Raw genomic sequence first — 9,407 nt, 5'->3', positions numbered from 1 at the left:
ATGCAGGAGCCATTCCATTGCTCCCGAAACGGGTCGCGGCAAGGTGGTAGTTCCGCCATTCGTGCTTCCTATTCGGTCGGATCGCCCTTTTTCGCTGAGCGGCGCGAGTGGATCACATGGCGAAAAAATGCCCTGGCGAAGGGACCAAAATGCTAGGGAGCGGCCTGGTTTGGTGGTATGCTGAGGGCGGCCTGGGCCGGACATAGGCATCCCTCGTTCGGGCGATTGGTATTGCATTTGCCCCACGCATAAGTGCATGATCATGGGTACCGCGTCCCTCGGGATGCGACCCCGCCAGACGTCCCACCTAAATACCTGCCAGCGGAACAACGAGCATGCTGACGATCTTTGGCCGATCTTCGGACCGAGAAGATAGAAACCTGTCGCGACGTGGCTTCTTGCAGATCGGCGCGCTCTCGGCCTTTGCCACCAGTTTGAACCTGGCCGACGTGTTTCGGGCGCAGGCCACGCAGAGCGCGCCTGCGCGACGTCATAAATCGGTGATCAATATCTTCCTGGCCGGCGGCCCACCGCACCAGGACATGTTCGATCTGAAGCCCGAGGCGCCGTCCGAGGTGCGCGGCGAATTTCGGCCGATCGACACCAACGTTCCGGGCATTCAGATCGGCGAGACGTTTCCGCTCTTGGCCAAGCAGATGGATCGCTGCGCGATCATCCGCTCGGTGGTGGGCGCCACCGGCGGCCATGATGCCTGGCAGTGCATGACCGGATGGTCGCCTCGCGATCTGCAAGTGCTGGGCGGTCACCCGAGCCTTGGCGCCGTGGCCACCAAAGTGCTCGGGCCGGTCGATCCGTCGGTGCCGGCATTCGTGGGCCTGGCAGAAAAGACGAGCCACGCTCCCTGGTCCGACCCCGGCACGCCCGGCTTCTTGGGCCCTGGGTACCGCTGCTTCAAGCCCGAGGGGGTCGGGCTGGACGACATGAAGCTAACGGGGGTGACGATCGACCGCTTGGGCGATCGCAAGGCGCTCTTGACCAGCTTCGACCGCATGCGGCGCGAAGTCGACGCACGCGGCGGCATGCAAGCCGCTGATATGTTCACGCAGCAGGCTTTCAACGTGCTATCGAGCAGCCGGTTGCTCGAGGCGCTCGATATTTCCAAAGAAGATCCGGCCGTGCTCGCGCGGTACGGAGACGGCAAACCGTACAAGTTCCAGTACGACGGAGCCCCGACCGTCAACGAACAGTTGCTGATTGCCCGGCGGCTGGTCGAGGTGGGCGTCCGTTGCGTCACGCTGAGCTACGGCCGTTGGGACAGCCACGGCGACAATTTCGGCCTGGTCCGCGATCACGGGGCCAAGCTCGATCAGTGTCTTAGCGCATTGATCGAAGACCTCGCCACGCGCGGCATGCTCGAAGATACAACCGTCATCACGTGGGGCGAGTTTGGCCGCACGCCGAAGATCAATAACGGCGCCGGTCGCGACCACTGGCCCAAGGTGAGCTGTGCTCTCTTGGCCGGCGGCGGCATGAAGACCGGGCAGGTGATCGGCGCGACGAATCGCTTGGGCGAGTTCGCCACCGAGCGGCCCGTTCATTTCCAGGACGTGATCGCCACGCTCTATCGCAACATCGGCATCGACCCAGCCGTCACGCACGTGGTCGACCCAGTCGGCCGTCCGCAGCCCTTGGTCGAAGGGCAAGTCATCAGCGAACTGCTGTAAAGGCGAAGCTCGCTGGCGTTATGCCGGCTGTCGCTGCGCCATCGGCAAGGTGGACTTGCGCGTCGTGGCACGGCGCGCTTCGATCAGTCGATAGAAGGCCACGGCCGCGATCAGGCTGACGGCGTATTCCAGAATCATCACGCCAAGCGCCGCGTGCGGACGGTCAACCACGTAGTCCGCGACCCAGGCCGTCAGCACCAGGCAGACGGGGAAATGGATCAGGAACAAGCTGTAGGAGCGGTCGCCCCAGAACTGCGCCAACCCGCCGATCCAACTTGTCCAGGTCGTACGTCGCTCGCGTGTCATCTCGGCGCCGAAAATCATCAGGGCGGTTGCCGCCGATACGAACAGACGTGGCCGCCAGTCGACGGCCAGCGCCGCGGCGATCAGAGCGACATAGGCCACGAGTGACCAACGCGGCAAACGGCCGGCCAGCGTCCAGGCCACGACCATGCCGGTGAAATAGCTGCCGAAGAAGTAGAGCGCGTAGTGGTCAAATTGTTCGAAGCGGTTCAGCCACAGCAGCGAGACGCCTGCCAACGGCCAGAACACCCATTGCGCAGCGCGAAATCCTGCTTCCGGGTCGCTACCGCCGCCACGGGCCCATTGTACGACGGCCAATACCAAAAGCGCTAATATCCCAAGCTGAAAGTCGATCGCCAGGTACCAAATGCCGGCCGTCAGCGGCTCGTAGTCGAGCACGTCTTGCAAGAACACGGCGTGCGCCACCAGTTGCTTGACCGACGGAGTAGCCGAGATCGATTCATGTTCCATCGACCGCCGCGCCACTTCATTGGCCACGACCGCTACGACGAGCGCGGCCAAATACGGAATGCCGATCCGCCGGTAGCGGGCGACGATCTCGCTACCCAGTACGCGCGGCGTCCAGCGCTGTGGCCGGCTGAGCTTGCGCGCCGTAACGAATCCGCCCATCACGAAAAAGATTTGCACCGCCATCCGCCCGTAGTCGACTAGCCAGTCAAAAAACACCGGCGAGGTCGTGTAGGCGATATCGGACACCGGGCCGTAAAAAGCCAGGTGATGCCACACGATCAGGTGCGATCCCAAGGCGCGCAACAGGTGAATGATGGGAATCGGCGCGGTACTCGCGTGCAGCGATCCGGAGGCAATGGATATAGGTAGAGAAGCACCCATAGCTCGGCGGCATCTCGTTCGATTTTGTTTTGAGGGCCCGCGTCTGTTCAGCGCCGTTGGGCTTGCGAATCGCCGAACGGCGACGTGTTGTGCAAGCTTAGAATGCGGTTGGCACTGGAAGCGGGCAGACGTGCTTTGCGTCTAGGATTGCCGCCGATTGCGATCTCGTCAACCATCGCGCGCGGGCCACCCACGAAACGCGGCGGAATTATCCGCAAAACCCCTCAAAAGTAGCGCACCTTGCCACGAAAAAGAACCGGCCGCCGGCACCTTCGGTGCGCAAGCGGCCAGAATCGACCAGGCTCGTGAATTGGGCAAATTGCAGGTTGCCAGTCTCGGCGTCGTCCGGATATGCCGTCCCCATTTCCGGCTAATCGGGACGACGCGGTCGGCGATCTCCGCGCGGCGGACCATCCTCGTCCGGTCCGCCCGCACCTCCTGGTCCGCGGGGACCCTGACTCGCCAGGTCCTCCGCCATCTTGCGCAACTCCTGGGCGCTCAGCTTGCCGTCTTTGTCGGCGTCGAATTGCAGGGCATGTTGCACGAACTGTTCAGGACTCGGCGGTCCTGGAGGTCCAAAGCCGCTGCGCGGACCATCACCCGGCGGTCCACCAAATCCGCGCGGGCCACCGTCAGGCGGACCATCGGGCGGTGGTCCGCGGTCGTCAAATCGCTGCCGATTATTGTTGCGGCCGCGGCGCGGCTGCGCTTCGCCATCGCGTGCTCCGCGGCGATTGTCTCCTGGCGGCGGCCCCATGAACTCGTCCTCGGACAACTTGCCATCTTTATTGCGGTCGAGAGTTGATAGTTCCTCCGGCGCATTCTTAATCTCTTCCGCCGACAGAACGTGATCGCGGTCAACGTCGAGCGCCGCGATGATCGGCGGCGGGGGCGGACGAAAACCGCCATCCGGCGCGCCTTCAGGCGGACCACCACGTCCGCCGCGGCCTCCGCCCGGAGGTTGTGCCACGACCGTGGTGGCAACAGCCACCGCTACGATTGCTCCGCACCACGCTAATCGCTTCATCGAAAATGCTCCTGGAGAAGGAATGTATTGCCGGTTAATACGCGTTGCTATCGAGATGCTCCTGCCGATCGCATTGTCCCGCGCACCCCCAAGGGTCTAAGTCACGGGCGGCCCTCCTGTCCGCCGCCTGCTGCCCAATAAACGTGCGCAGGGTCGAAATATTGCGGTCCGCGGGGAGATTTTTTCGCAAACAGCGACCAGCCGAGTCGGCTTTCGGACCGCCTTTTGCAGAACGGTTCTTGGTCGCCCTGGGGTTTTCCCTCGACATGCGCAAGGAGGCAGAGGATCATGAAATCGATCTCCCGCTCCCAAAGTGGCGCTCACGATGGCGGAAAAAGGCGTGATGCCGCACGAGTCAACTGAATGCGACGCTTCCAGCGCGGGCGTTGCACTGGATTCCCTATTTCCATTGCCCTTCACGCCTTTCGAGTATTACTACCTGCTCGAGGATCGCCCCGAGTATGCCTCGACGTTTCCCGTTCGCTTGCAGAGTCGCGGGATGCTCGACCGAGCGGCGTTCTCGCAAGCATTCACGCTGACGGTGCAGCGGCATCCGTTTCTTATGGCGCGGATCGAATATGACCGCCGCGACTGGCCGCGCTGGGCCGCGGGAGATCCCCCGCCCATTCATTGGGCCAAGCTACCTGCCGATCCGCACGCGAGCGCATTTTCTCGGGCGGCCTGCAGCGGATTGCAGATGACGATTGGCCAGGCTGGCGATCTGATCGATTGGGAGTTCGTGTTTCACCATGTTGCTGTCGATGGGCTGGGTGCGTTTCAGTTCATCATGGACTTGTTTTTGGCCTATGACCACTTATCACTGGGATCCGCGGGTCCGCTGCCTTGGCGAAAGGTCGACGCTGCGCGACTGCGCGATCGCGATGGTCATCAGCTCTTCAAGCAGCGATTGCGGCTGAAGGATCTCTTTCGCCTGCTGCGAGTGACCTTGCCGCTGAATGTTCAAAAGGCAGCGATCGTCAGCAATCATGATCATGACCCAACGACGGGTGAACCGTCGCACGCCCCTGACGATTTGGTGCATCACCTTTCCGAGCATGAGACATCTGAACTGTCACGCATCGCGGCGGTGCATTCTGTCATGCTTCACGACCTGCTGTTGCGCGATTATTTTCTGACGCTCGACGAGTGGAACCGCGGCACGACGGAAGCGCGGCGACCGATTCGTATCCTGGTGCCCACCAATTTGCGACGGCGCGAAGACTACCGCATGCCAGCGGCGAATGTCTTCAGCTTCACGTTCTTGTCGCGCCGCGCGCGCGACTGCCGGGACCGCGCGGCTTTGTTGGATTCGATTCAGGACGAGATGGCGGAAATCAAGCGGCAGAAGCGCGGCCTGTACTTCGAGGCCGGCTTGCGCATCTTCTGCATTTGGCCGGCGCTGTTGCGCTGGTCGCTTTCGCGCCCGTGGCCTTTTGCCACAGCCATTTTCAGCAATCTGGGCGCGGGGCTCGATAATGTACCCCTCCCCTTGCACAACGGCTTGCGCGTATGCGGCGACCTGGCCTTCGAGGGTGGCTCGGGCGCCGCGCCCGTCCGGCCCGACACGCGGGTTTCGCTCGCCATTCACACCTATGCGGGGCGGATGGCAATTTGCGTCCGTTGCGACCCGCGCTCGTTCCATCGGGATCAGCGCCGCGCGCTATTGGACGCGTACGTCCAGCAATTGCGAACGACGATCGAAACGGAATCGTGAGATTCGCGGCAGTGCCACTATCGCGGCTGTCGCGCCAGCGACATCTCTTGCCCCCGCGAGGCCGGCAGCGAAATCATCTCGTAGCGCAGGATATTCGCTACCTCGGGCGAGGCGCTGTAGTACTTCCACCCATGGTTGCGATTCATGGCCGAGCGCAAGTCGAGCTCGACGAGTTTCGATTGCGCCGGTCCAAGCCGTGCCCGATCCAGCACGCCCGTCACTCCCAGGGCCGTAGGCCCTCCCCGTCCCCACAACAGCGGATACCAGTGCAACACAGCATCGTTCGCATTAACCGTGACCACTAGCCGCTCCAACTGGGTCCAGGCCAACTCATGCGGCTTGCCCGGCAACAACCAATCATTCGGCGTGGCCGCGCCAAGCAGCACCGCGTGTATTTTGCTGGCCTCTGGCGGAGCGGGCGAGACCAGCCGGCGCCCTTCCAGCGTTCCGCCACCTAGCAAATGCAGCCCACCGGTAACGATGCCCGCGCCGGAACTGTAGCCGACAACACTCGTCGGCCCCTGCTGAGCCGTCCAGCTTAAGCAGCATGCGAGAAAGTATCCCTCGATTCCCAGCCGCGCGGCACTGGCCTGTGTCGTTTTGCGGACACGGATCGTGGTGCTCTCGTTAGGCCACGACCAGATCACGAAGCGCGTTGGCGGCGCGGGCGCCGTCGGATTCTCGACCAATTGGCCATACAGGCCCGTCCCGCCGCGCAAGGCAAAATCAGGCGGGGTGTCGTTACCGTGAACAAAAATCGTTGTTAGCGCCGAATGCCCGGCCGCAAGCAATGCATGGAACGACGACGCGGTCCAACCGCGCGACGGCACATAGAGACTCACGTCCGGCGCGAAGTCGGGCGAAACCGGATTGCCACCGGCATAGGGCAATCGTCGTGTGCTCACGAGCCACATGCTGCTCTGCGCAGGCGCCCCGGCCGCAGGCGTGAATACGGGCGCGGACACACCCGCCGATGACGGACGCGGCAAAGGATCGATCGGCGAGCGGCCGCCGTCGACCTGGGGCAGGCGCACCACCGGCAACGAGGAGGGGTTTGTCGGCGGCGCCGTCGCTGTGGGTAACGCTTCCACCGCCGAGACGCGCGCGTAGATGCTGGGGGGGGCTGAAGGAGAGCGCGGCCCCTCGTGATTCGGATCTTGCTGGGCTCGGACGAAAGCCGGCAGCGCAAGGCATGCCGCGAGCGCGAGGGCCCACCATCGTGCGGCTCTAGCGAAATGGCGGCTCATGCAGCGTCCTGCGCGGCTCCTACGGCCGGTTGTTCCATCAATCGGCGCGACTATCCCTGCGCTACCGGTGCGGCTCCGCGAGGCGTCAGGCGGACCTTGGCGCGCACCCACCCCTGGATGGCCGCGGTGGCATGATAGCAACTGCCGGAGATTCGCTCGATATCGATATTTTGCGGTCCCGAGCGGCCAGGGCGACTCATTCAGCAGTCGAGCGTGTGCTGGCGTTCCCACGGCGACACGAAGCGAGCGTAATCGCGCCATTCGGCACGTTTCAGCTTCAGGTACGAGTCGGTGAACGTCGCCCCGAGCCCTTCGCGCAGCACCGTATTGGACTCCAAGGCCCGCAACGCGTCGAGCAGATTGTCGGGCAGTGTGCGCAACGACGTGACCGCCGCGGCGTCGCGATAAATGTTGGCGTCGAGCACAGGCCCGGGGTTGCGCCGTGCGGCGATCCCCTCGCGGCCCGCTTCCGCCACCGCCGCCGCCATGAGGTACGGATTTGCCGAACCGTCGGGCAGGCGCAACTCGATGCGGCCTGGCGCGGGAATGCGGATCATGTGCGTCCGATTGTTGCCGGCGTAGCTAATCACGTTCGGCGACCATGTGGCACCGGAGCTTGTGACCGGGGCATTGATGCGGCGATAGGAGTTCACCGTCGGGTTCGTCAGCGCGCACACGGCATCAGCAGAGTGCAGCATCCCGCCAATGAAGGCATAGGCCAGCGGCGAGAGTCCCATTTCGTCATGCGCGTCATGGAACAGATTCGTCCCTTGAGTGCGGTTCCACAACGACAGATGCATGTGGCAACCGTTACCCGTCAGATGATCGAACGGCTTGGGCATGAACGTGGCACGCAGTCCACGACGTTCGGCGAGCGATTTCACGAGGTACTTGAAGAACGCTTGCCGATCGGCCGTGACAAGCGCCGGAGCGTAGGCCCAGTTGATCTCGAACTGTCCGCTCGCATCTTCGTGGTCGTTTTGATAGGGTTGCCAGCCGAGTTCGAGCAGGCAATCGCAGATTTCGGCAATCAGATCGTACTGGCGCACCAAGGATTGCTGGTCGTAGCAGGGCTTTTGCTGCGCATCGCGCGGGTCGGCTATCGCATGATCATCGGCCGCGAGCACGAAGAACTCACACTCGACGCCCGTCCGCAATTCGTACCCTTGCTCGTCAAGTCGTGCTAGCGATCGTTTGAGCACGTTGCGCGGTGCTTGCGCGAGCGGCGTGCCGTTCACGTACAAGTCGGCGGCCAACCAGCCGATCTCTGGCTTCCAAGGAAGTTGCGTGAGACTTTCCACCGCCGGCACGGCGAAAATGTCGGGATCGGCCGGTGTCATGTCGAGCCAGGTGGCAAAGCCGGCGAACCCGGCCCCTGTCTTGCAGACGTCATCGATCGCGGCGGCGGGTACGAGCTTGGCCCGCTGCGTACCGAAGAGGTCCGAAAACGACACGAGAAAATACTTGATACCCAGTTTTTTCGCTTGCTCGGCGAGCATATCCGCACCCTTGGGAATGGTTCCCGCCGACGCAACTTCCGATTCGTGTAACCGCGCGGCGCTCGCTAGGAGTCGAGCAACTCGGCCACGGCTGCTTTGATGAAGGCGGCATCGGCAGGGTTTTTCAGGGGATTACCGGCGCGGTGTCCCCAAATGGAGGGAATGGAACGAAACTGGGCGTGCGGGATGTGTTGCGATTCGGCCTGGGCATCAGCGGCCGTGAAATACAAGTCGGTTGCCGACGGCATGATCAGCGTCCGCGCCTGAATCGAAGCGAGCGCCCGCCGCAGGTCGCCCCCGAAGCGGTCGTTGTCGCTGATGTCGGAGCGTTTCCAGGTCTCGATCATCGAAAGCAGATTGCCGGCATCGCGGCGCAGGAAGCTGGCTTCCCAATCGCGCACCAGGAAATCTTCCAGCGATGCGTAACCGATTTCGCGGTACAACTGTTCGCGATAAAAGGCTTGCGACAAGGCCCAGCCCGCATAAACCCGGCCCATGGCGCGCAGGCCGCGATCGGGCTTACCCGTGAAGTGCGTACCATTCCAGGCCGTGTCGGCCGTCAGCGTTGCCTGCAGTCCTTCCAGGAAGACGCGGTTGTGAACAGACGTTTTGGCCGACGAGCACAGGGCTGCGATGCGCTCGACCTGCTCGGGATGTAGCGCTCCCCAGTGCAGAGCTTGCTGCCCGCCCATCGACCAACCGTAGACAAGCGCCAGTCGCTGGATGCCGAAAACCTCGGCGAGCAGGCGGCGCTGAGCGGCCACGTTGTCGATATGCGTGAACGTGGGCCACGGCTTATCACCCCACGCGTCTCCTAAGTTGCTCGGCGACGTCGATAATCCGTTGCCGAACATATTCGGGATGATGACGAAATAGCGCGACGAATCGAGGATGCCGTCAGGCCCGATCACCCATTCGATGTCTGTATGGTGCGCCCCGTAGGAGGTCGGGTAAAGAATGGCGTTCGACTTCGCGGCATTGAGCTGGCCGTACGTCTGATAGGCCACTTGCGCGTGCGGCAGTGTTTCGCCGGACTGCAGGCGGAAATTCGGTAGCTCGAAGATCTCCATGGCGACGCCT

The 9,407-nt window shown here is 62.8% G+C and carries 9 protein-coding genes; 3 read left to right on the top strand and 6 right to left on the bottom strand.

Features of this window, described 5'->3' with window-relative positions:
* Positions 1-335: 335 nt before the first annotated feature.
* On the top strand, positions 336-1,685 hold the full coding sequence (locus tag VHD36_02450) for a DUF1501 domain-containing protein (GenBank protein ID HVU86152.1): 1,350 nt from the start codon (positions 336-338) through the stop codon (positions 1,683-1,685).
* 18 nt (positions 1,686-1,703) lie between these two features.
* Here VHD36_02450 and VHD36_02445 read toward each other — a convergent pair whose 3' ends face one another.
* The gene (locus VHD36_02445) at positions 1,704-2,840 is read right to left on the bottom strand and encodes an acyltransferase (GenBank protein HVU86151.1); all 1,137 of its coding nucleotides are present in this window, start codon (positions 2,838-2,840) and stop codon (positions 1,704-1,706) included.
* Between the two features lie 370 nt (positions 2,841-3,210).
* On the bottom strand, positions 3,211-3,867 hold the full coding sequence (locus VHD36_02440; protein HVU86150.1) for a hypothetical protein: 657 nt from the start codon (positions 3,865-3,867) through the stop codon (positions 3,211-3,213).
* Positions 3,868-4,276: 409 nt separating this feature from the next.
* On the opposite strand from VHD36_02440, the gene VHD36_02435 reads away from it, so the two are divergent.
* Positions 4,277-5,581, top strand: a complete 1,305-nt coding sequence (locus VHD36_02435) for a hypothetical protein (protein HVU86149.1) — start codon at positions 4,277-4,279, stop codon at positions 5,579-5,581.
* Positions 5,582-5,598: 17 nt separating this feature from the next.
* On the opposite strand, the gene VHD36_02430 is transcribed toward VHD36_02435, so the two are convergent.
* Positions 5,599-6,486, bottom strand: coding sequence for a hypothetical protein (locus tag VHD36_02430; protein ID HVU86148.1), 888 nt, complete (start codon positions 6,484-6,486; stop codon positions 5,599-5,601).
* A 7-nt stretch (positions 6,487-6,493) separates the two neighbouring features.
* Here VHD36_02430 and VHD36_02425 point away from each other — a divergent pair, with 7 nt between their 5' ends.
* The gene (locus VHD36_02425; protein HVU86147.1) at positions 6,494-6,691 is read left to right on the top strand and encodes a hypothetical protein; all 198 of its coding nucleotides are present in this window, start codon (positions 6,494-6,496) and stop codon (positions 6,689-6,691) included.
* A 187-nt stretch (positions 6,692-6,878) separates the two neighbouring features.
* Here the strand turns inward: VHD36_02425 and VHD36_02420 are convergent, their stop codons facing one another.
* From VHD36_02420 to VHD36_02410, 3 genes are all read right to left on the bottom strand, one after another.
* Positions 6,879-7,028: a hypothetical protein gene (locus tag VHD36_02420; GenBank protein HVU86146.1), complete on the bottom strand. Its 150-nt coding sequence runs from the start codon at positions 7,026-7,028 to the stop codon at positions 6,879-6,881.
* On the bottom strand, positions 7,029-8,327 hold the full coding sequence (gene glnT, locus VHD36_02415) for a type III glutamate--ammonia ligase (GenBank protein ID HVU86145.1): 1,299 nt from the start codon (positions 8,325-8,327) through the stop codon (positions 7,029-7,031). It lies immediately after the preceding gene.
* Between the two features lie 65 nt (positions 8,328-8,392).
* Positions 8,393-9,397, bottom strand: coding sequence for an alpha/beta fold hydrolase (locus VHD36_02410; GenBank protein HVU86144.1), 1,005 nt, complete (start codon positions 9,395-9,397; stop codon positions 8,393-8,395).
* Between the last annotated feature and the right edge of the window lie 10 nt (positions 9,398-9,407).

Source organism: Pirellulales bacterium (genome assembly GCA_035546535.1).
Classification (GTDB): domain Bacteria; phylum Planctomycetota; class Planctomycetia; order Pirellulales; family JACPPG01; genus JACPPG01.
Note: the sequence above shows the minus strand (reverse complement) of the source record. Positions and strands in the feature narration are given on the sequence as shown.

Bases quoted from the DNA above. Each gene is read 5' to 3' on its own strand.
- VHD36_02450 (HVU86152.1), top strand. From the start codon at position 336: ATGCTGACGATCTTTGGCCGATCTTCGGACCGAGAAGATAGAAACCTG.
- VHD36_02445 (HVU86151.1), bottom strand. From the start codon at position 2,840: ATGGGTGCTTCTCTACCTATATCCATTGCCTCCGGATCGCTGCACGCG.
- VHD36_02440 (HVU86150.1), bottom strand. From the start codon at position 3,867: ATGAAGCGATTAGCGTGGTGCGGAGCAATCGTAGCGGTGGCTGTTGCC.
- VHD36_02425 (HVU86147.1), top strand. From the start codon at position 6,494: ATGCTGCTCTGCGCAGGCGCCCCGGCCGCAGGCGTGAATACGGGCGCG.
- VHD36_02420 (HVU86146.1), bottom strand. From the start codon at position 7,028: ATGAGTCGCCCTGGCCGCTCGGGACCGCAAAATATCGATATCGAGCGA.
- glnT (HVU86145.1), bottom strand. From the start codon at position 8,327: ATGCTCGCCGAGCAAGCGAAAAAACTGGGTATCAAGTATTTTCTCGTG.
- VHD36_02410 (HVU86144.1), bottom strand. From the start codon at position 9,397: ATGGAGATCTTCGAGCTACCGAATTTCCGCCTGCAGTCCGGCGAAACA.